This window comes from Agromyces sp. H66 (genome assembly GCF_004959775.1).
Taxonomy (GTDB): domain Bacteria; phylum Actinomycetota; class Actinomycetes; order Actinomycetales; family Microbacteriaceae; genus Agromyces.
In genome coordinates this window covers 58,564-79,235 of record NZ_SJZG01000001.1, presented here as the reverse complement: position 1 = coordinate 79,235, position 20,672 = coordinate 58,564, and the positions used below count along the sequence as shown (strand labels likewise).

21 protein-coding genes are annotated in these 20,672 nt (G+C 70.9%); 14 read left to right on the top strand and 7 right to left on the bottom strand.

Translation table 11 applies throughout. The features are described 5' to 3' along the window. Positions 1-55: 55 nt before the first annotated feature. From EZM51_RS00400 to EZM51_RS00385, 4 genes are all read right to left on the bottom strand, one after another. Positions 56-850, bottom strand: coding sequence for an SDR family oxidoreductase (locus EZM51_RS00400; protein WP_136706776.1), 795 nt, complete (start codon positions 848-850; stop codon positions 56-58). Further along, positions 850-1,287: an SRPBCC domain-containing protein gene (locus EZM51_RS00395; RefSeq protein ID WP_136706109.1), complete on the bottom strand. Its 438-nt coding sequence runs from the start codon at positions 1,285-1,287 to the stop codon at positions 850-852. The genes EZM51_RS00400 and EZM51_RS00395 overlap by 1 nt, the downstream gene beginning before the upstream one ends. Further along, on the bottom strand, positions 1,284-1,685 hold the full coding sequence (locus EZM51_RS00390) for a metalloregulator ArsR/SmtB family transcription factor (RefSeq protein WP_136706108.1): 402 nt from the start codon (positions 1,683-1,685) through the stop codon (positions 1,284-1,286). Before EZM51_RS00390 ends, EZM51_RS00395 begins: the two co-directional genes overlap by 4 nt. Before the next feature lie 95 nt (positions 1,686-1,780). After that, positions 1,781-2,809, bottom strand: coding sequence for an NADPH:quinone reductase (locus EZM51_RS00385; RefSeq protein ID WP_136706107.1), 1,029 nt, complete (start codon positions 2,807-2,809; stop codon positions 1,781-1,783). A gap of 211 nt (positions 2,810-3,020) precedes the next feature. Here EZM51_RS00385 and EZM51_RS00380 point away from each other — a divergent pair, with 211 nt between their 5' ends. The 3 genes from EZM51_RS00380 (at position 3,021) to EZM51_RS00370 (ending at position 7,202) form a co-directional block, all read left to right on the top strand. Next, positions 3,021-4,229, top strand: coding sequence for an MFS transporter (locus tag EZM51_RS00380; protein ID WP_248305380.1), 1,209 nt, complete (start codon positions 3,021-3,023; stop codon positions 4,227-4,229). Between the two features lie 7 nt (positions 4,230-4,236). Beyond that, the gene (locus tag EZM51_RS00375) at positions 4,237-5,130 is read left to right on the top strand and encodes a MarR family winged helix-turn-helix transcriptional regulator (protein WP_136706106.1); all 894 of its coding nucleotides are present in this window, start codon (positions 4,237-4,239) and stop codon (positions 5,128-5,130) included. A 104-nt stretch (positions 5,131-5,234) separates the two neighbouring features. Next, positions 5,235-7,202: an FAD-binding monooxygenase gene (locus EZM51_RS00370; RefSeq protein ID WP_136706105.1), complete on the top strand. Its 1,968-nt coding sequence runs from the start codon at positions 5,235-5,237 to the stop codon at positions 7,200-7,202. A 27-nt stretch (positions 7,203-7,229) separates the two neighbouring features. Here the strand turns inward: EZM51_RS00370 and EZM51_RS00365 are convergent, their stop codons facing one another. Both EZM51_RS00365 and EZM51_RS00360 read right to left on the bottom strand, forming a co-directional pair. Continuing rightward, positions 7,230-8,939 (bottom strand): formate--tetrahydrofolate ligase, encoded by a 1,710-nt coding sequence (locus tag EZM51_RS00365; protein WP_136706104.1) that lies wholly within the window; start codon positions 8,937-8,939, stop codon positions 7,230-7,232. 70 nt (positions 8,940-9,009) lie between these two features. Continuing rightward, complete coding sequence (locus EZM51_RS00360; protein ID WP_136706103.1) at positions 9,010-9,507, bottom strand: MarR family transcriptional regulator; 498 nt, start codon at positions 9,505-9,507, stop codon at positions 9,010-9,012. Between the two features lie 94 nt (positions 9,508-9,601). Between EZM51_RS00360 and EZM51_RS00355 the strand changes: the two genes are divergently transcribed. The 10 genes from EZM51_RS00355 to EZM51_RS00310 all read left to right on the top strand — a co-directional run bounded on the left by EZM51_RS00355 (position 9,602) and on the right by EZM51_RS00310 (position 19,560). Next, the gene (locus tag EZM51_RS00355; RefSeq protein WP_136706102.1) at positions 9,602-10,537 is read left to right on the top strand and encodes an SDR family NAD(P)-dependent oxidoreductase; all 936 of its coding nucleotides are present in this window, start codon (positions 9,602-9,604) and stop codon (positions 10,535-10,537) included. A 54-nt stretch (positions 10,538-10,591) separates the two neighbouring features. Then, entirely contained in the window at positions 10,592-11,482 is an 891-nt protein-coding gene (locus tag EZM51_RS00350) for an amidohydrolase family protein (RefSeq protein WP_136706101.1), read from the top strand. Positions 11,483-11,538: 56 nt separating this feature from the next. Continuing rightward, entirely contained in the window at positions 11,539-12,666 is a 1,128-nt protein-coding gene (locus tag EZM51_RS00345; RefSeq protein WP_248305435.1) for an acyl-CoA dehydrogenase family protein, read from the top strand. 37 nt (positions 12,667-12,703) lie between these two features. Further along, entirely contained in the window at positions 12,704-13,156 is a 453-nt protein-coding gene (locus EZM51_RS00340) for a MaoC family dehydratase (protein WP_136706100.1), read from the top strand. Positions 13,157-13,253: 97 nt separating this feature from the next. Beyond that, positions 13,254-14,234 carry an ABC transporter substrate-binding protein gene (locus EZM51_RS00335; RefSeq protein WP_136706099.1) on the top strand — a complete coding sequence of 327 codons (981 nt, stop codon included), beginning with the start codon at positions 13,254-13,256 and terminating at the stop codon, positions 14,232-14,234. A 78-nt stretch (positions 14,235-14,312) separates the two neighbouring features. Next, positions 14,313-15,875, top strand: a complete 1,563-nt coding sequence (menE, locus tag EZM51_RS00330; RefSeq protein WP_136706098.1) for an o-succinylbenzoate--CoA ligase — start codon at positions 14,313-14,315, stop codon at positions 15,873-15,875. Between the two features lie 2 nt (positions 15,876-15,877). Then, positions 15,878-16,723: an ABC transporter permease gene (locus tag EZM51_RS00325; protein ID WP_136706773.1), complete on the top strand. Its 846-nt coding sequence runs from the start codon at positions 15,878-15,880 to the stop codon at positions 16,721-16,723. Next, positions 16,720-17,496 (top strand): ABC transporter permease, encoded by a 777-nt coding sequence (locus EZM51_RS00320; protein WP_136706097.1) that lies wholly within the window; start codon positions 16,720-16,722, stop codon positions 17,494-17,496. The genes EZM51_RS00325 and EZM51_RS00320 overlap by 4 nt, the downstream gene beginning before the upstream one ends. Continuing rightward, the gene (locus EZM51_RS00315; protein WP_136706096.1) at positions 17,486-18,349 is read left to right on the top strand and encodes an ABC transporter ATP-binding protein; all 864 of its coding nucleotides are present in this window, start codon (positions 17,486-17,488) and stop codon (positions 18,347-18,349) included. The genes EZM51_RS00320 and EZM51_RS00315 overlap by 11 nt, the downstream gene beginning before the upstream one ends. Beyond that, entirely contained in the window at positions 18,346-19,560 is a 1,215-nt protein-coding gene (locus EZM51_RS00310; protein ID WP_136706095.1) for a multidrug effflux MFS transporter, read from the top strand. Before EZM51_RS00315 ends, EZM51_RS00310 begins: the two co-directional genes overlap by 4 nt. Positions 19,561-19,602: 42 nt before the next feature. Here the strand turns inward: EZM51_RS00310 and EZM51_RS00305 are convergent, their stop codons facing one another. Beyond that, entirely contained in the window at positions 19,603-19,995 is a 393-nt protein-coding gene (locus tag EZM51_RS00305; RefSeq protein ID WP_248305379.1) for a GNAT family N-acetyltransferase, read from the bottom strand. A gap of 30 nt (positions 19,996-20,025) precedes the next feature. Here EZM51_RS00305 and EZM51_RS00300 point away from each other — a divergent pair, with 30 nt between their 5' ends. Beyond that, the gene (locus tag EZM51_RS00300; RefSeq protein WP_136706094.1) at positions 20,026-20,601 is read left to right on the top strand and encodes a GNAT family N-acetyltransferase; all 576 of its coding nucleotides are present in this window, start codon (positions 20,026-20,028) and stop codon (positions 20,599-20,601) included. Positions 20,602-20,672: the final 71 nt, after the last annotated feature.

The following is a 20,672-nucleotide window of genomic DNA, read 5'->3' as shown; positions in this document are numbered from 1 at the left end:
GCGGCCCGAGTTCGTGCCGCCGCCGCGAAAAGCGGCCGCCGCCGCGCCGACCGGCTCAGTCGACGAGCATGCCCGCCGAGAGGTTCGCGATCGCCCCGGTCATGGAGCCCGCGCGGTCGGATGCCGCGAATGCGAGGTACTCGGCCACCTCGTCGAGCACGGGCAGCCGCCCGAGCAGCGTGCCGCCGGCGAGCCCCGTCAGCCACTCGTCCATCGAGATGCCGCCGACCTCGGCGATGCGGCCGAACATCTCGCCCGTGTACGACGTCGCGACGGCATCCGACATCGCGTTCGGTCGCACGCACACGACGCGGATCCCCGACGGGCCGAGCTCCCCGGCGAGCGCCCGCGAGAAGCCCTCGAGCGCGGCCGACTGCGCCGCGTTGCCGATGAGCCCCTTCCCGGTGAGCCGCGCTCCGGGCGTCGAGATCGTGAGGATGACGCCGCTCCCCCGCGCGATCATCGGCCGCGACACCGCCTTCGCCGTCACGAAGTTCGTCTGCAGGTACCCCGTGATCGGGTGCAGGTAGTCCTCGAGCGACGTGTCGGCGATCGACCTGCCCTGCACGTGATCGAAGCCGACCGCGTTGAGGGCGATGTCGATGCGGCCCGCGGCATCCGTCACCTCGTCGACGTGCCGGTCGACGGCCGCCTGGTCCATCGCGTCGACGACGGCCGTCGACACCTCGGCGCCCTCGGCACGGGCAGCGGATGCCGCCTCCTCGAGCCGGGGCGCCGACCGCCCGGCGAGGAACAGCCGCGCGCCCTCGCGCGCGAACACCCGCGCCGCGGCGCGTCCGATCGAGCCGCCACCGCCGTGGATCACGGCCACCTTGTCGTCGAGCAGCATCACGCCGCCTCCATTCCGTTCATGGTTCGTTCGAGCCGGCCGAGGAGCTCGGTCCAGCCTGCTTCGTGGACTGCGGCCGCCGCGGCGTCGGGCAGCCTCGTGTGATGCACTTCGACGACGGTGCCGTCGCCGTCGGGCTCGAAGGTGACGCGCACCACCGAGTCGATGCCGACGGTGTGCTCCGAGCGCCACGTGAACTCGAGCTCGCGCGGCCGGTCGATCACCCGGTAGGCGCCGACGTGCACGTTCTCGCCGAAGCGATCGATCATCGTGATCGAGTAGGTGCCGCCGACGCGCGGGTCGGAGACCACCACCGACGGCCGGCCGCTGTCGTCGCGGCGCATCCACTGCGCGATCGCCGCCGGATCGAGCCAGGCGTCGAAGAGGCGCTCGGCGGATGCCGCGATGCGCCGGCTCACCGTCACGGCCGCCGTCATCGGGCGCCTCCGTCGCTCGGTTCGGTACCGGATGCCTCGGGGCCGGATGCCCCGGCCGCGGCATCCCCCGTCTCGCCCGCGTCGCCCGCCAGCACGAACGCCTCGAGGGCTTCGAGGCGTTGCTCCCAGAACTCGCGGTACTGCTGCATCCAGGCGACGGCCTCGCCGAGCGCCTCGGCCCGCAGCGAGAGCACGTGGTCGCGACCGCGCACCTCCCGGTGCACGAGCTCGGCGCGCTCGAGCACCTTGATGTGCTTGCTCGTCGAGTTCAGCGAGATCGGGAAGGCGCTCGCGAGGTCGGTGACCCGCGCGTCGCCCGCCCGCAGCCGATCGAGGATCGCCCGCCGCGTCGGATCGGCCACCGCGCTGAGCACGGCGTCGAGTTGATGTTCACCCATATGGGTGAATATACGCACGCCGGTCGGCGGCGTCAAGCGATCCGGAAGGTCAAGCGATCCGGAAGGTCGAGCGATCCGGCAGACGGGATGCCGCGTCAGCGCGAGGCGACGTCGATGAGCACCTTGCCCACCGCTCCGCCCTGGACCGCGTCGTGGGCGGCCGCGGTCTGCTCCAGCGGGTACCGGTGCACAGGCAGGCCCGCCGCATCGCCGACCGCCAGCGCGCCGTCGCGGGCGGCCGCCGTCACGTCCTCGCCCGCCGCGGCCCAGGCGCGCGCGCCCATCGTGTAGATGAGCACGAACTGATAGCGCAGGTTCTGCATGATCGCCCGGCCGAAGTCGATGGTCACCGGCGCCCCGCCGTCGTTGCCGTAGCTCGCGATCGTCGAACGCTCGTGGGTCACGGCCTGGTCGAGCCCGGCGTTCGCGCCCGCGGCCACCTCGACGACCAGGTCGACGCCGCCCGGCGCGATCGCGCGGATCCGCTCCGCGGCATCCGTCTCTCGATAGTCCACGACGTGGTGCGCGCCGGCGGCCTCAGCGAGCGCGCCCTTGTCGGCGCTGCTCACCGTCGTGATCACCGTCGCGCCGGCCCAGCGCGCGAGTTGGATCGCCGCATGTCCGACGGCGCCGGCTCCCCCGGCGACGAGCACGGTCCTCCCGTCGAGCGCACCGGGACGCAGCCGGTCGGGGCCGTCCTCCGAGACGGTCAGCGCGCGGTGCGCGGTGACCGCCGGCACGCCGAGGCTCGCCCCCACGTCGAACGACACCTCGTCGGGCAGCGGGAAGGCCCGCTCGGCGAGCGTGATCGTGAACTCCTGCGCCGTGCCCGACGCGGGGCGCTGCCACGCCGAGATCGCGAGCCACACCCGGTCGCCGACGGCGAATCCGGCGACACCCTCGCCCACCGCGTCGACGATGCCGGCGCCGTCCTGGTTCGGCACGCTCTCGCCGCCCGCGGCGGCCGCCGTGCCCGTGCCGCGTCGCGACTTCCAGTCGGTGGGGTTCACGCCCGAGACGACGAGGCGCACGCGCAGCTCTCCGGGGCCGGGCTCGGGGATGTCTCGCTCGGCGAGCTCGAGCACCGAGGAATCTCCGGGCAGGCGGTAGACGATCGCTCTCATGGCAGGTGCAACCGGCGGCACCCGCCTGGGATTCCGCACTACGCCAACCCCGAGTGTTGACGTTCGCAGCCTGGGACCGCTCCCTACCGACGTCACTCGCCGGCGAACGTCAACAGTCGGCGGAATGGGGGGCCGGACCGGAGGAGGTCGGGACGGACTCAGGAGGGACGAAGTCGGGAACGAGGGAGACCTCGACTAGAGTCCGGTAGTCATGGGCAACGAGAGCGGGAACCGGCGCGGCGCCGTCATCGCGCTCGTCGTGGCGTTGTGCCTCGTGGCCGCCAACATGCGGCCCACCATCACGGCCGTCGGACCGCTGCTCGAAGCGATCGGCGCGGACACCGGCATGCCGCTCGCCACGCTCGGCCTGATCACCTCGGTGCCGCTGGTCGCCTGGGCGGTCGTCTCGCCGCTCGCGCACGGCCTGAGCAGGCGGTTCGGGATGTCGCGGGTCGTGCTCTGGTCGCTGCTCCTCCTCGCGGTGGGCACCGCGGTGCGATCGCTGCCGGGCCCCACGGTGGGCCTCTGGCTCGGCACGGCACTCATCGGCGTCGCCCTGGCGATCGCGAACGTGCTCATGCCGGCCGCGGTCAAGCGCGACTTCCCGCGCCGCGTCCCGCTCATGATGTCGGTGTACACGGCGCTGCTCGGGGGCATGGGGGCCGTCGCCTCCGGGGTCGCGGTGCCGATCTCGCAGCTCGCCGACGACCCGTCCGCGGGATGGCGCATCTCACTGCTCGTCACCGGGGGCGCGCTCCTGCCGTTCGCGATCGTCGCATGGGCGTGGGCGCACCGCGGCACGCACCCGGTGCTCCGCGGTGCGCCACGGGTCCGGCACCGCCGAACCGGCATCTGGGGCGACGCGGTGGCGTGGCAGGTCGCGGGCTACATGGCGTTCCAGTCGGCGACGTTCTACATGGTGGTCACCTGGCTCGCCACGATCTCCACCTCGATCGGACGCAGTCCGGTCGTGGCCGGCTTCGACGTGATGATCTACCAGCTCCTCTCGCTGGCCGGATCGCTGATCCTGCCGCTCGCGCTGCGGGCACGCGCCGAGCGGTTCATCCCCGCGCTCATCCCGGTGCTCGGGATCGTCGCCACCGTCGGCCTCATGCTCGCGCCGCAGTGGGTCCCGCTGTGGGCGATCATCATGGGGTTGTTCTCGGGTTCGTCCCTCGCCATGGCCCTCACGCTGATCGCGCAGCGCGCGCGTGACCACGAGGCGTCGTCGGCGCTGTCGGGGATGTCGCAGTCGATCGGGTACCTGTTCGCGGCGATCGGTCCCGTCGCGTTCGGGTGGCTGCATGCGACCGTCGGGGGCTGGGTGGCGCCGTTGGGACTGCTCCTGTTCGTCATGGCCGGCCAGGTCGTCACCGGGCTGCTCGCCGGACGCGACCGGTACGTGCTCGAGGGGCGGTGATGCGAGCGTGACGGAGGAGGCGTCGGAGCACGCGACATCCCGGCCGCTCGGCGGCGTGCCGCTCGGCGCGGTGTGCGGCCACCTGCTGCGCCGCGCGCAACAGGTGCACAACGCGCTCTGGCTCCACGAGGTCGGCGCCGCGCCGACGAGCCCGCAGTACGCCGTGCTCGCCGCGATCGCGGCATCCCCCGGCCTCGATCAGCGCCAGGTCGGCGAGCTCGCCTCGCTCGACACGTCCTCGACGATGGACGTGGTCGCGCGCCTGGCTCGTCGCGGCTGGATCGCACGCGAGCGCGACCCTGCCGACGGGCGACGCGACATGTTGACGACGACCGACGGGGCGGCCGCCGCCCTCGATGGACTCCGGCCGCGGGTGCGGCGCGTGCAGGACCGGCTGCTCGAACCGCTGCCCCCGGGGGCGCGTGAGGCCTTCGTCGACCTGCTCCGCCGGGTCGCACGCGCGGAACCCGCGCACGGCGCCGGCTTCTCGCCCATGCACATCCCCGGCCATCTGCTCCGTCGCGCGCAGCAGGTGCACACCGCGCTGTTCGCCGACGAGTTCGGCCGGGAGCTCACGGGCCCGCAGTACGCGGCGCTGCACGTGCTCGTCGAGCATCCGGCGATCAGCCAGCGCGAGCTCGGCGATCGCGCGGGCCTCGACAGGTCCACCGCCGCCGACCTCGTGCAGCGGCTGGTCGGGCGCGGCTGGATCCTGCGGGCGCGGGATGTCTCCGACGGCAGGCGTCGCGTCCTGTCGCTGACCCCGGCGGCGCGCCGAGCCGCCGACGCCTTCGCGCCACGGGTCGCCGCCGTGCAGGATCGGCTCCTCGAACCGCTCGACGCCGCCGAGCGTGAGCGCTTCCTCGCGCTCCTCGTGCCCATCGCGTTCGCGACCGGTTAGGCGGGCGAATCCGAGTCCGGCCTTGCGGCACCATCGCCCGTCACATATCCTCAGTATACGTATTAATTCCCGAAGCGAATGCGTCATCGACGACGAGGAGCAGCATGCAGGCGTACCTGAACGGGTTCCACACCGGCGATCCGGCCGTCCCGCCCGCGGATCCCGCACTCGCGAACCCGGCCGAGCTGCCCGACACCGTCGACGTGCTGATCGTCGGCACGGGGCCAGCCGGATGCGTGCTCGCCGCGCAACTGGCAGCCTTCCCCGGCATCAGCACCAGGATCGTCGAGCGCCGGGAAGGACCGCTGGAACTCGGGCAGGCCGACGGCGTCGCCTGCCGCTCGGTCGAGATGTTCGAGGCGTTCGGCGTCGCCGACCGCCTGCTCGCCGAGGCGTGCCAGGTGACCGAGACCGTGTTCTGGCGGCCCGACCCCGACGATCGGTCGCGCATCGTACGCAGCGGCCGGATCCAGGACGTCGAGGAGGGCCTGTCGGAGTTCCCCCACCTCATCCTGAACCAGGCCCGGGTGCAGGAGTTCCTGCTCGAGAAGATGCGCAACTCGCCCCGCCGCCTCGAACCCGACTACGGCCTCGAGGTCGTCGACGTCGAGATCGCCGAGACGGCCGCCGATACGGGCGACGCGGCGGGCGACGCGGCGGGCGACCACCCCGTCACGGTGCGGATGCGGCGGGTCGACGACGGCGAGGAGCTCACGATCCGCGCCCGCTACGTCGTCGGCTGCGACGGTGCTCGCAGCACGGTGCGGCGGTCGATCGGGCGGGTACTGCGCGGCGACTCGGCGAACCAGGCGTGGGGCGTGATCGACGTGCTCCCGGTCACCGACTATCCCGACATCCGCTTCAAGTCGGTCATCCAGTCCGCCGACGCCGGCAACATGGTCATCATCCCGCGCGAGGGCGGCTACCTCGTGCGGCTCTACATCGAGATGGACGAGCTCGAGCCGGGCGAGCGCGTGGCCGGGCGGGCGATCACGTCCGACGACCTCATCGCGGCGGCCCGCCGCATCCTGCATCCGCACTCGCTCGACGTCCAGGAGATCGTGTGGTGGTCGGTGTACGAGATCGGCCAGCGCCTCACCGACAAGTTCGACGACGTGCCCGACGACGCGCTCGCGACCCGGACGCCGCGCGTGTTCGTCGCGGGCGACGCCTGCCACACGCACAGCCCCAAGGCCGGTCAGGGGATGAACGTGTCGATGCAGGACGCCTTCAACCTGGGCTGGAAGCTCGCGGCCGTGCTCGAGGGCCGCAGCGCGCCGGAACTGCTGCACACCTACTCGGCGGAGCGCCAGTCGGTCGCGCAGGACCTCATCGACTTCGACCGCGAGTGGGCCGCGATGCTCAGCGCGAAGCCGCTCGACACGGCATCCGGCACGGACGACGGCGTCGACCCCGCCGCCCTCCAGCGGCACTTCCAGCAGCAGGGGCGCTACACGGCCGGCATGGCCACCCGCTACGAGCCGGGCCTGCTCACCGGCGAGGGCACGTGGCAGCACCTCGCGACGGGCTTCCCGATCGGCGAGCGCTTCCACTCCGCGCCCGTCGCCCGGGTCGGCGACGCCCAGCCCCTCGAGCTCGGCCATGTCCACCGGGCCGACGGCCGCTGGCGCATCTACGCCTTCGGCGACCGCCTTCCGATCGACGACCCGCGGTCGCGGCTGCGCGCGTTCGCCGAGTCCTGGCGTGCCGGGCCCGGCGCCCGGTTCACCCCGGACGGCGCCGACCCCGACGCGGTCGTCGACGTTCGCGGCATCCTGCAGCAGAGCCATCGCGACGTCGAGCCGACGTCGCTGCCCGAACTGCTGCGACCGCACAAGGGACGCTACGGCCTGGCGGACTACGAGAAGGCCTTCGCGCCGTCGGTGCGCGGCGACGACGTCTTCGACGCTCGGGGCATCGACCGCGAGCACGGATGCCTCGTCGTGGTGCGGCCCGACCAGTACGTCGCGCACGTGCTGCCGCTGGACTCCCACGACGAACTCGAGGAGTTCTTCGCGCGGTTCCTGCTGCCGCAGCGGGCGCCCGCGATGGCCGGAGGGTCAGCCGGCTGAGCGGACTCGCCCGCCCGGGGCGACGCGTCAGTACAGCCCGACGATGCGGCCGTCGTCGGTGACGTCGATCGACTCGGCCGCGGGACGCACCGGCAGCCCCGGCATCGTCATGATGTCGCCGCACACCATCACGACGAACTCCGCGCCGGCGGCGAGCCGCACCTCGCGGATGTCGACGACGTGGCCCGTGGGCGCCCCGCGCAGTTTGGCGTCGGTCGAGAAGGAGTACTGGGTCTTCGCGACGCACACCGGCAGGTGGCCGTATCCCTCCTCCTCGAGCCGCTTCAGCTGCGCACGCACCGCGGTCGATGCGGTGACGTCGGACGCGCCGTAGATGCGCGTGGCGACGGCCTTCATCTTCTGCCAGAGCGACGCGTCGTCGGTATAGGTGAACCTCAGGCCGTCGCCGGAGGTCGCCACGGCACCGGATGCCTCGGCCGGGCGGTCCCCGCAGAGGGCGACGACCTCGCGGGCCAGGTCCTCCGCCCCGGCGCCGCCCTCGGCGAAGTGACGCGCCCGCACGGCGCGAACCCCGAACCGGGCGGCCCCCGCGACGAGCGCGTCGAGTTCGGCCTCGGTGTCCTCGGCGCGTTCGTTGATCGCCACGACGCATGGGATCCCGAACACCTCGCGGAGGATGTGCACGTGCCGTTCCAGGTTGGGCAGCCCGCGCTCGAGGGCGGCCACGTCCTCGGTGGTGAGGTCGCCGACGGCGACCCCGCCGTGGTACTTCATCGCCCGCACGGTCGCCACGATGACCGCCGCCGACGGCCGCAGGCCCGAGGAACGGCACAGGATGTCGACGAACTTCTCCGCGCCGAGGTCGGTGCCGAACCCGGCCTCGGTGACGACGTAGTCGGCGAGCCGCAGCGCGGAGCGGGTCGCGATGAGCGAGTTGGTGCCGTGCGCGATGTTCGCGAACGGGCCGCCGTGCACGAACGCGGGGGTGCCCTCGAGCGACTGCACGAGGTTGGGTGCGAGCGCATCGCGCAGGACGGCGGCCATCGCGCCGTGCGCGCGCAGGTCGCTCGCGCGCACCGGCCTGCGGTCGCGGGTATGGGCGACCACGATCCGGCCGAGCCGCTCCTTGAGGTCGGCGAGGCTCGTGGCCAGGCAGAAGATCGCCATCACCTCGCTCGCGACGACGATGTCGAAGCCCGCCTCGCGCGGATACCCGTTGCCGGTTCCGCCGAGTCCGATCACGATGTCGCGCAGCGCCCGGTCGTTGACGTCGAGCACGCGGCGCCACGTGACCCGGCGCACGTCGATGCCGAGCTCGTTGCCGTGGTGCACGTGGTTGTCGATCATCGCGGCGAGCAGGTTCGTGGCGATCTGGATCGCCGCGAAGTCACCGGTGAAGTGCAGGTTGATGTCCTCCATCGGCGCGAGCTGCGCGTACCCGCCGCCGGCGGCGCCGCCCTTCATGCCGAACACCGGGCCGAGGGCGGGCTCGCGCAGGCAGATCATCGAGCGCTCGCCGATGCGTCGGAGCGCGTCGCCCAGCCCGACCGACGTCGCGGACTTGCCTTCGCCCGCCGGGGTGGGTGACACCCCGGTCATCAGCACGAGCCTGCCCAGCGGGCGGTCGGTCAGGGTCTCGAGGTAGGCGAGCGGCACCTTCGCCTTGTAGCGGCCGTACGGCACGAGGTGCTCGTCGGTAATGCCCAGGCCGGCCGCGATCGCGCCGATGGGTCGGAGCTCCGCCGCCTGACCGATCTCGATGCTGCTGAGCGCCACGAGTCCTCCTGTCAGCGGGCGCCGCTGCCCGCGCCAGCCAAGCCTACGGCGCGAGACGATCCGATGGCGCTCAGGCCGACAGCGCGTCGGGCGCGCCGGCGAGGCGGCGCAGCATCTCCATCAGCGTCGTGCGCTCCTCTGCGGAGAGCGCCGCGAAGATGGCGCGCTCGGAGTCGGCCACCGTGGCATGCGCCGAGGCGTAGGTCGCACGACCCTCGTCGGTCGCGACGACGACGTTGGCGCGCCGGTCGCTGGGGTCGGGTTCCCGGCGCACGAGGGCGCGCGACTCCAGTTCGTCGACGAGCGCGACGATCTGGCTGGGATCGAGCCGGAGGAACTCCGCCAGCTCCCGCTGCGTCGGCCGCGTGTCGCTCACGGCGATGGCGAGCACGGTGTACGAGCGCACCTTCAGGCCGTGGGTCGCGGCGGCGGCGTTCGCCTGCGCGAGGGAGAGTGCGTTCGCGCGGGCCAGGAGGAACGCCAGGTCACGCACGACGGACGTCGCCCAGAGGCGCTCGGAACCGGAGAGCATCGGCGCCGTCGCCAGCGACTCGGTCGGATTCAGCATTGCAGCATGCTAGCAGGCGCCAGTTGGAAGAAGTAACTATTGACAATCTCAATAAAGTGGATTCTCATAGACGTGAGCAGCAAAGGAGCCCCACATGTCACTCGACGGCAAAGTCGCCATCGTCACCGGATCCGGCCGCGGCCTCGGCCTCGCCTACGCGCAGGAACTCGCCCGGCAGGGGGCATCCGTCGTCGTCAACGACGTGGACGACGCCACCGCCGCCGAAGCCGTGGCGTCGATCGAGCAGGCGGGCGGCAAGGCCGTCGCGGTGGTCGCACCCGTCGGCCCCACCGAGACGGCGAAGCAGTTGGTCGCCGCGGCCGTCGACAACTTCGGCCGGCTCGACATCCTCGTCACCAACGCCGGCGTCCTTCGCGACACGGTGCTGTGGAAGATGAGCGACGACGACTTCGACACCGTCATCGACGTGCACCTGCGCGGCACCTTCACCTGCGTCCGCGAAGCCGCGACCTACATGCGCGAGAACCAGATCGCCGGCCGGATCATCACGATCGGCTCGCCGACCGGGCAGCGCGGCAACTTCGGGCAGACGAACTACGCCGCCGCCAAGGCCGGCATCGTCGGCATGGTGCGCACCTGGGCGCTCGAGCTCAAGAAGGCCGGCATCACCGCGAATGCGGTCATCCCCGTCGCCGCGACCGCGATGACGGCGACCGTGCCCTACTTCGCCGCAGCGGTCGAAGCCGAGTCCAAGGGCGAGCCGATGCCGGCGTTCTTCCGCCACGACCTCGGCTTCGGCACCTCCGACGACGTGGCCGGGCTCGTCGCCTTCCTCGCATCGGATGCCGCGGCCGGCGTCACCGGCCAGGCGCTCGGCGTCGGCGGCGACCGCCTCCAGCTCTGGTCGCACCCCGAGCCGGTCGTCACCGCGTACCACGACGGGGGCTGGTCCTACGAGGCCCTCGGAGCAGAGTTCCAGTCGGTCGTGGGCGAGCAGCTGCAGTCGGTCGGCGAGACCTTCCCGCCCCTGCCCGACGAACTTCAGCGCCCGGCGCCCGTCGGCGCCTGACCGGCGTCCCGTCACTCACGACCGCCTTTCGACCCGGACCAGGAACGGCAGAACATGACCCGCTACGAACCCGCGATCGACCTCGACGCGATCCAGGCGATAGACGTGCACGTGCACGTCGACATGGACGATCACGGCCACGGTGCTCTCCCCGCCGACCTGTCCGCAGCGGCGAGCCGCTACTTCGGCAGCGGCGAGGGGTGGCCGACGCTCGACCGCGTCGCGGAGCACTATCGCGGGCTGGGGATGGCCGCGGTCGTCTTCTCCGTGGATGCCGAGACGCAGCTCGGACACGAGCCGGTCTCGAGCGCCGAGATCGCGGAGGGAGCGGCGCGGAACAACGACGTGCTGATCCCCTTCGGGTCGGTCGACCCCCGTCGGCCCGATGCCGTCGACCGCGCGCGCCGACTCATCGAGGACCACGGGGTCCGCGGCTTCAAGTTCCACCCGACCGTGCAGGGGTTCGACCCGAGCGACCGGGCCCACTATCCGCTCTACGGCGTCATTCGGGACGCCGGCCTGCCGGCGCTCTTCCACACCGGCCAGACCGGTATCGGCGCCGGGCTTCCGGGCGGGCGCGGCCTGCGACTCGGGCTTTCGAACCCGATGCTCCTCGACGCCGTCGCCGCGGACTTCCCCGACCTGCAGATCATCATGGCCCACCCGTCGGTGCCGTGGCAGGACGAGGCGCTGTCCGTCGCGACGCACAAGCACAACACGTGGATCGACCTCTCGGGGTGGAGCCCCAAGTACTTCCCCGCCGAACTCGTGCGCTACGCCAACTCGGTCATCACCGATCGCGTGCTGTTCGGATCGGACTTCCCCCTGATCTCCCCCGAGCGCTGGCTGCGCGACGCCGAGCAGACGGCGCTCAAGCCCGAGGTCATGCCGCGGATCCTCAAGGACAACGCCGTGCGACTGCTCGGCCTCGGGGAGGCGTCGTGAGCATCGCCACCTCGCCCGCGATCGGCCTCGATCCGTACGGCTATGCGGCGTCGCACCTGAGCGCCGGGGCGCTCGACGCCCTCGCACGGCTCGACGAGACGCTCCGACGCGACGTGCGCCCCCTGCTGAACGACGCGTGGGAGACCGCCACGATGCCCGACGGCATCCTCGGCGCGCTCGTCCCGCTCGACCTGATGCAGCCACGGGGCGTCTCGGCCGACGAGGCCCGATCCTCGATGTTCTCCGGCTTCCGCACCTACGTGCTCGCCCGCACCGACGTCTCGGTGGCGACGGTGTACAACGCGCAGTCGGGGCTCTTCCGCGCGGCCGTCCGACTCGGCGGGTCCGCCGAACAGGCCGACGAGCTCGACCCGCTGATCCGCACGTTCGGGCTGAAGGGCGTCTTCGCCCTCACCGAGCCCGATCACGGGTCGGACGTCGCGGGGGGACTGGCCACGTCGGCCCGCCGCGACGGCGACGAATGGATCATCGACGGCGCCAAGCGCTGGATCGGCGGCGCCGCGGCGGCCGACAAGCTGGCGATATTCGCGCGTGATGTCGCCGACGGCGAGGTGAAGCTCTTCCTCGTCGACCGCGAGGCCCCGGGCGTGACGATCGACATCATCCAGGGCAAGGTGTCGCTGCGCCCCATGCAGAACGCCGTCATCACGCTCGACGGCGCCCGCGTCTCTGAGCGGTGGCGCATGCAGAACGTGAACTCGTGGCGCGATGTCGCGGGCATCCTGCGCACGATGCGGTCGGATGTCGCGTGGATCGCGGCAGGGCTCCAGGCCGGCGCACTCGAGGCGGCCGTGAAGTACGTGCGCTCGCGCGAGCAGTTCGGCCGACCGATCGGCGGCTTCCAGCTCGTGCAGGAGAAGCTCGCCCGGATGCTGGGGAACGCGGTCTCCTCGCTGGGCATGGCCGTGCAGCTGTCGGCCAGGCAGGATGCCGGCGAGTGGAGCGACACGAACTCGGCCCTGGCCAAGATGCAGACGTCGCTGATGGCCCGCGAGACCGTCGCGCTCGGACGCGAGGTGCTCGGCGGCAACGGCATCCTGCTCGAGCACGACGTCGCCCGCTTCTTCGCCGATGCCGAAGCCGTGTACTCGTACGAGGGCACGCACGAGATCAACTCCCTCATCGTCGGACGCGCGCTGACCGGCGCCTCCGCATTCGTCTGACCCCTCGGCATGCTCGGGGACTGAGAAAGGACACCACATGACCACGACCGTCGCCTACGACGACCTCCCCTCGCTGGTGGGAGCCGACCTCGGCTACACCGACTGGATGGAGATCAGCCAGGAGCGCGTCGACACCTTCGCCGAGGCGGCCAGCGACCACCAGTGGATCCACACCGATCCCGAGCGGGCGAAGGACGGCCCGTTCGGCACCGCCATCGCCCACGGCTTCCTCACGCTGTCGCTGCTGATCCCGCTGTGGACCGAGCTCCTCGACGTCGAGGGCGTCGGCACCAAGGTCAACTACGGCCTCGACAAGGTCCGCTTCGTCTCCCCCGTCCCGGTCGGTTCTCGCATCCGCATGACGGCGACCATCGCCGAGGTGACGGAGGTTGCGGGCGGCTACCAGCTCACCGTCGACGTCACCATCGAGATCGAGGGCGGCAGCAAGCCCGCCGTCGTCGCCCGCAGCCTGCAACGCTTCTACGCCTGACGGGGCCCGCGCCCCATACCCACAACTGAATACCGGCGACCGTCACTCGGCGGGCGCATCCTGCACTCACACGCACAGTCACAAAGGAGTCACTGAAATGATGCGAAAGCGCCTCGCGGGCTTTGCAGCCCTCACGGCGGGGGCACTCATGCTCACCGCCTGCTCTCAGGGAACGCTCAGCGGCGAACCCACCGATGAAGCCGACGGCACCGAGTCGGGCGAGCTGATCCCCGTCACGGTCGGCCTGCTCCAGATCGCACCGGCGGCGGCGGTCCAGCTCGGCATCGACGAGGGCATCTTCGAGAAGCACGGCCTCGACGTCGAGGTCCAGCTCGGTCAGGGCGGTGCGGCACTGCTGCCCGCCGTGTCCAGCCAGTCGATCGAGTTCGCGGTCGGAAACCCGCTCTCCGTTCTCGTCGCTGCCAGCCAGGGCCTGGAGATGAGCATCGTCGCCGGCTACTCGCAGATCGCCGATCCGGCACCGTCCGGCATCGTCGTGATGGAGAGCTCGGGCATCCAGACCTGGTCCGACCTCGAGGGCAAGACCGTCGCCCTGAACGCCGTGAACACGCAGGGCGACCTGACCACCATGGCGATGGTGGAGGAGGACGGCGGCGACCCCGATGCCGTCACCTTCACCGAGATCGCGTTCCCCGACCAGCTCGCCCAGCTCGAGCAGGGGCACATCGACGCATCGTGGGTCCCCGAGCCGTTCCTCAGCGCGTCGCTCGCCACCGAGGGTGCGACGTTCCTCGGCGACCCGCTCGCGGCGATCGACGACCTCTACACGATGGTCACCTTCAGCTCCACGGCGTACGCGGAGGCCAACCCCGAGGTCGTCGAGGCGTTCGCCGCGGCCATCAGCGAGTCCACCGCCCTGGCGATGGACGACACCGAGCTGTACCGCGCCGCCATCGTCGACTACACCGGCATGCCCGCCGACGTCGTCGAGAACATCAACCTCGAACGGCTGTCGGGCGACCTCGACCGAGGCATCATCGAGGAGCTCAGCGCGATGGCGCTCAAGTACGGCTTCATCGACAGCGAGCCCGACCTCGACAAGGTCATCTTCGAGTGACGGCCGGGCCCGGTGCCGCTCCCGGCGGCACCGGGCCCATCCCCTCGCATCCGTACCCCCTGTCAAGAAGGGACTGCCGTGCACAACCACGGGATCGGGCCATGGGTCTGGCGTCGGCGCGAGCGTTCTCGCGGCGACATCGCCCTGACCTACCGCGATCAGCGCATCCGCTACGAGGTGCTCGCCGAGCGGATCGACCGGTTGGCCAACGCCCTCGCCGACCGCGGCGTCGCGGCCGGGGACCGCGTGGCCTACCTCGGCAACAATCATCCGTCGTTCCTCGAGACCTTCTTCGCGACGGCCACGCTCGGCGCCATCTTCGTTCCGCTCAACACGCGCCTCGCCGCACCCGAGATCGAGTTCGCGCTCGAGGACTCGGGTGCAACCACCCTCGTCTTCCACTCCGAGCTGACCGACCTCGCCCGTTCGGGCAGTTGGTCCACCCGCGCGAAGCGCCGCTTCATCGTCGCCGGGCAGCCCCCCGTCGAGGGGATCGAGGAATACGAAGCGGTCGTCGCATCCGGCGCCGCCGACCATCGCGACGAGCCCGTCACGCTCGACGATGCCGCCCTCATCCTCTACACCTCCGGCACGACGGGTCACCCGAAGGGCGCCGTGCTCACGCACGGCAACCTGACCTGGAACTGCTTCAACGTCATGGTCGACTACGGCGTCACCGCCGGGGAGCGCGTCCTGCTCATCTCGCCGATGTTCCATGTCGCCTCGCTCACCAACGGAGCGCTCCCGGTGCTCCTGCAGGGCGGCACGGTGATCCTGCATGAGAAATTCGACGCCGGTCGGGTCCTGTCCACCATCGAGGCCGAACAGGTGACGATGCTCTCGGGCGTGCCGACGACGTTCCAGATGCTGCAGGAACACCCGGCATGGGATTCCACCGACATCAGCAGCCTGCGACACCTGACCTGCGGCGGGTCGGCCATGCCCGAACGGATGCTGCAGGCCTACGAGGCGCGCGGGCTCGGCTTCACCGGCGGCTACGGGATGACCGAGACCGCGCCCGGGGCCACCGCGATGCCCGCCCACATGGCTCGTCACAAGTTGGGATCGTCGGGCCTCAAGCACTTCTTCACCGACGTGAAGATCGTCGACGAGCACGGTGACGAACTGCCGCCCGGCGAGGTCGGGGAGATCTGGATCAGCGGCCCCAACGTCATCACGGAGTACTGGAACCGTCCCGAGGCCAGTGAGGCCGCCCTCGTCGACGGCTGGTTCCGCTCGGGCGATCTCGGCTACTTCGACGAGGACGGCTACATCTACATCTCCGACCGGTTGAAGGACATGATCATCTCAGGCGGCGAGAACATCTACTCCGCCGAAGTCGAGGGGGTCATCATGGAACTCACCGAGGTCTCCGCCGTCGCCCTGATCGGGGTGCCCGACGCGAAGTGGGGCGAGGTCCCGCTCGCCGTCGCCACCCTGAAGGACGGAGCGTCCCTGACGGCCGAGGACGTCATCGCACACCTCACCGGGCGCCTCGCGAAGTACAAGATCCCGAAGCGCGTCGTGTTCGTCGACGAGTTGCCTCGTACCGCGAGCGGCAAGATCCGCAAGGCCGACCTGCGCGCCGAGTTCGCGGTGCCGTCGACCGACCGGCCGGCCGATGGGGGGCCCCGCTCTTGACCGTGCAATCACCGGGCGACCAGACCGTCACGCGCAGCGTCGCCGCCGTCCAGGCCAAGAGCCGACGACGCCGCTACCGTCCCCGCCGCGCGCTGCTGGGACTCGCCGGCATCCTGACCCTGCTGGCCATCTGGGAGATCGCGGCCCGCGTCGGTCTCGTCGACCCCCGCTTCCTGCCGCCGCCTTCCGAAGTGCTGCCGCGCCTGCTCGAGATCGCGACGATCGCGCCGTTCTGGATCGCGGTCGGCGACACGCTGGTGCAGTGGGGACTCGGCCTGGCCATCGCGCTCGTGCTGGCCTCGGTCACCGGTGTGGTGATCGGGCTCTCCCCGTTCCTGCGACGGGCCACCAGTTCGACCGTGGAGTTCCTCCGCCCGGTTCCCTCGGTCGCGCTGATCCCCCTGGCGGTGCTGCTGTTCGGCGTGCGGATCGAGGCGAGCCTGCTGTTGATCGTGTACGCCGCGTTCTGGCAGATCTTCATCCAGGTGCTCTACGGCGTCGCCGATGTCGACAAGATCGCGATGGACACCGGTCAGAGCTACGGGTTCTCCACGTGGCAGCGCATTCGCGACATCGTGTTCCCCACGACGCTGCCGTACCTGATGACCGGAATCCGGCTGGCCGCCGCGGTCGCGCTCATCCTCGCCATCACCGCACAGCTGATCATCGGAACCCCCGGCTTGGGGCTCGAGATCGCGCGGGCGCAGAACGCCGGCCTCTACACGACGATGTATGCGCTGGTGCTGGCGACCGGATTCCTCGGAGTCCTCATCAACTTCGGCGCCAGGTTCCTGGAGCGGGCGCTGTTGTCGTGGCACCACTCGGTACGTGGGGAGATCCCGGTATGAAGAAGGCGTTCGTCACCCTCGGCTTCGCGCTGGGACTTCCGGCGATCCTCGTCGTGCTGTGGTGGATCGCGACGACCGTGTCGCCGAGCTTCTTCGTGCCGACACCGGGTGAGCTCATCGTCACCTTCGTCGAGACCTGGTTCGGTCCGCGCCTGTGGGTGGACATCCTCCCGAGCATCGCCCGGTTCGGCATCGGCGTCGTGATCGCCATCGTCGCCGGCATCCTATTGGGCATGCTCGTCGGCCTCAATCGCGACCTGCGCGCGTTCACCGAGCCGGTCTTCGAGTTCTTCCGTGCGCTGCCTCCTCCCGTCCTGATTCCGGTGCTGCTGCTGCTCTTCGGCCCGACCGACTGGATGAAGGTCTTCATCATCGTCCTGGCGGCGATCTGGCCCGTGCTGCTGAACACCATCGAGGGCGTGCGCGCCGCCGACCCCGTGCAGACCGAGACGAGCCGGTCGTACGGCATCTCCGGCTTGAATCGCGTGCGATACCAGGTGCTGCCCTCGGCCGCACCGCAGATCCTGGCCGGGGTTCGTCAGAGTCTCCCGATCGGCCTGATCCTCATGGTCATCTCGGAGATGTTCTCGTCGTCGTCGGGCCTGGGCTTCAGCATCATCCAGTTCCAGCGCAGGTTCGCCATCCCCGAGATGTGGTCGGGCATCCTCGTGCTGGGACTGATCGGCTTCGCCGTCGCGGCCGTCTTCCGCTACGTCGAGCGACGCATCCTCCGCTGGTACCACGGACTGAAAGAGCTTGAGAATGCTGCATGACACACCCGTTCCCATCGACACCGTCTCCCACGGGCGCACGCTTCCCGCCGAGGAAACGCTGCTCTCGGTGCGCAACCTGAAGAAGGTCTACAGCACCGACGGCGGCGACATCGAGGCCGTCCGCGACCTCACCTTCGACCTCGGCAAGAACGAGCTGACCTGCCTGGTCGGTCCCTCGGGATCCGGCAAGACGACGTTGCTCAAGTGCATCGCCGGCCTGCTTGCCCCCACCAGCGGCGAGGTCGTGCTCGACGGCAAGGTCGTGACCGCGCCGCCCAAGAAGATGGCGGTGGTCTTCCAGGAGTACGGCCGGTCGCTGTTCCCCTGGCTCCGGGTCGCCGACAACGTGGAGCTGCCGCTCAAGAACGCCGGGGTGCCGAAGGCCAGGCGCACCGAGCTGGTCGAGGAGGCCCTCGCGAACGTGGGGCTCGACCACGTCCCGCGCTCGTACCCGTGGCAACTGTCGGGCGGCATGCAGCAGCGGGTGGCGATCGCCCGCGCCATCGCGTACCAGCCCGAGGTGCTGCTCATGGACGAGCCGTTCGCCGCGGTCGACGCGCAGACGCGCGCCGACCTGGAAGACCTCGTGCGCAAGGTGCGCAAGACGCTGGGGCTGTCGGTGCTCTTCGTCACGCACGACATCGACGAGTCGGTGTACCTCGGGGAGCGCGTCATCATGCTCTCGAGTTCGCCGACCGTCGTGCAGGAGGATCTCGTGGTGGATCTCCCCGAGGAGCGCGACCAGCTCGAGACGCGGTCGATGCCCCGGTTCACCGAGCTCCGCCACCACGTCTACGAGCAGATCCAGCTGGCCAAGCGAGGGTTCCGCCCGGACGTCGCCGCGACGAAGTGACGACACCGGCAGCGGCGGAGGGCCGGCTGCGACGCATCAGCCCGGGCCTGATGCTCGTGCTCGGCTACGTGTCGATGGCGGGTTCGCTGTCGACCGACCTCTACCTTCCCGCGTTCCCGGCCATCGCGGCGGACCTTGGGGTCGGCGCCTCGACCGTGCAGCTCACCCTCACGGCGCTGCTGGCGGGTTCGGCGCTCGGGCAGCTCTCGATCGGCTCCGTCTCCGACGCGCTGGGCCGGCGCCGCACGCTCCTGGCCGCGCTCGCCGTGTTCGTGCTCTGCTGCTACCTGGCGGTCGTCAGCCCGACGATCGAGGTGCTGATCCTGGTCCGTGCGGTGCAGGGATTCGCCGGCGCCTCGGGCACGGTGCTCGCCCGCGCCGTCATCGCCGACCTCGTCGACCACGCCCAGGCGGTGCGTGCCTTCAGCACCATCTTCGTCATGATCGCCCTCGGCCCCGCCCTCGCCAGCCCGCTCGGCGCGGTGCTGACGCAGCTGGGCGGGTGGCGCGCGGCGCTGCTCGGCCTCGCGGTGCTCGCGACCGGCATGCTCGTGGCCGCGGCGCTGTTCATCCCCGAGAGCCTGCCGCCCGATCGCCGGCATCCCTTCACCGTCGGCGCGCTCGCGCGCAACATCGGCCGGCTGCTGCGCAATCCCGTCTACGTCGGCTACACGATCGCCTTCGGCGCAGGGTACGGCGCGCTGATGGTCTACATCAGCTCGTCGTCGTTCATCGTGCAGGAGGTCCTCGGAATCACTCCGCTCGGGTACTCGCTCACGTTCTCGTTCAGCTCGGTCTCGGTCATGGCCGGTGCGTGGCTCAACGGCGTGATCGCACAGCGGATCGGAGCGCACGCGACGCTTCGGATCGCGCAGTCGCTGCAGGCCCTCTCCGCGGCGACCGGGGTGGTGCTGGCGCTCACGGGCACCCTGACGTTGACGTCGTACCTCGTGCTGGTGGCCGTCTTCGCGATCGGGTGCGGTTCGGTGATGTCCAGTGCCTCCGCCCTCGCGGTCGGCGAGGCCCGGGCCGCCGCGGGTGCCGGCTCGGCGCTCGTCGGCTTCACGCAGTTCGTCTTCGGCGCGTTCGCGTCGCCCTTGGGCGGTATCGCGGGCACGCAGACCGCACTGCCGGCGATGGCGGCGATGACGGGCTTCGCGGTGCTCGGGCTGCTGAGCGCCTGGTTCGCGGGATCGCGCACGCGCCACTGACCGAGCTCCGGTCCGCCGGATGCCGCGGCCGGGGCATCCCGCTCAGAAGAACAGCTTGTAGCCCACGTGGGACGCCTCGAATCCGAGCCGTTCGTAGAACCGGTGCGCGTCGGCGCGGCGGGCGTCCGACGTGAGCTGCACGAGGGCCGCCCCGCTCGCGCGCGCCCGCTCGATCGCCCACCGCATCATCGCCGTGCCGAGTCCGAGGCTCCGCGCCGACTCGGCCACGCGGACGGCCTCGATCTGCATCCGCGTGGCGCCGCCCCGCGCGAGTCCGGGGATGAGCGTGAGCTGCATGGTGCCGACCGCCTCTCCGCCGGATGCCTCGACCGCCACGAGGGTCTGGGCGGGGTCTGCGTCGATCGCTTCGAAGGCGTGCTCGTAGGCGTCGCGACGCTCGGGCGCGATGCTGTCGTCGGGTTCGACTGCCCTCACGCTGTCGGCGGCGGGTGGCAGGGTATCGGTATGGCGATCGAGGTGCGCGCGGCGAGCGTGTTCGAGGATGTCGCGACGATGGTCGGGCCCAAGCGGCCCGACGCGAGCGTGTGCTGGTGCCTGAGCTACCGCCTGCTCTCCTCGAAGGAGAACACCTCGCTCCGCGGTCCCGCGCGTGGCGAGCGCGTGCGCGAGCTCGTGCTCGAGGATCCGCCGCCCGGCGTGCTCGCGTACGACGGCGACGAGGTCGTGGGCTGGGCCGCCGTGCATCCCCGCGCCGACACGAGTTTCGCGAAGAACCGCAAGATCCCGCACGTCGACGACCTCGACGTCTGGTCGGTGTGGTGCATCCGCGTGCGTCCCGGCCACCGCCGAAACGGGATCTCGCATCACCTGCTCGCCGGCGCCGTGGAGTTCGCGCGCGAGCACGGCGCGCCCGCCATCGAGGGGTACCCGCTCGACAACCGCGGCGCCAGGATCGACCTCACGATGGCCTACGTCGGCACCCGGAACCTGTTCGAACGGGCGGGGTTCACGAAGGCCGCCGACACCGATTCGGTGCTGAACGGGTTCCCGAGAGTGCTCATGCGGCTCGACCTGCGGTGAGCACGGGCACGGACCGGTCAGGCCGAAGGCCATCGCAATCATCCACCGCGATACCCGAGCCCCCGAGAATC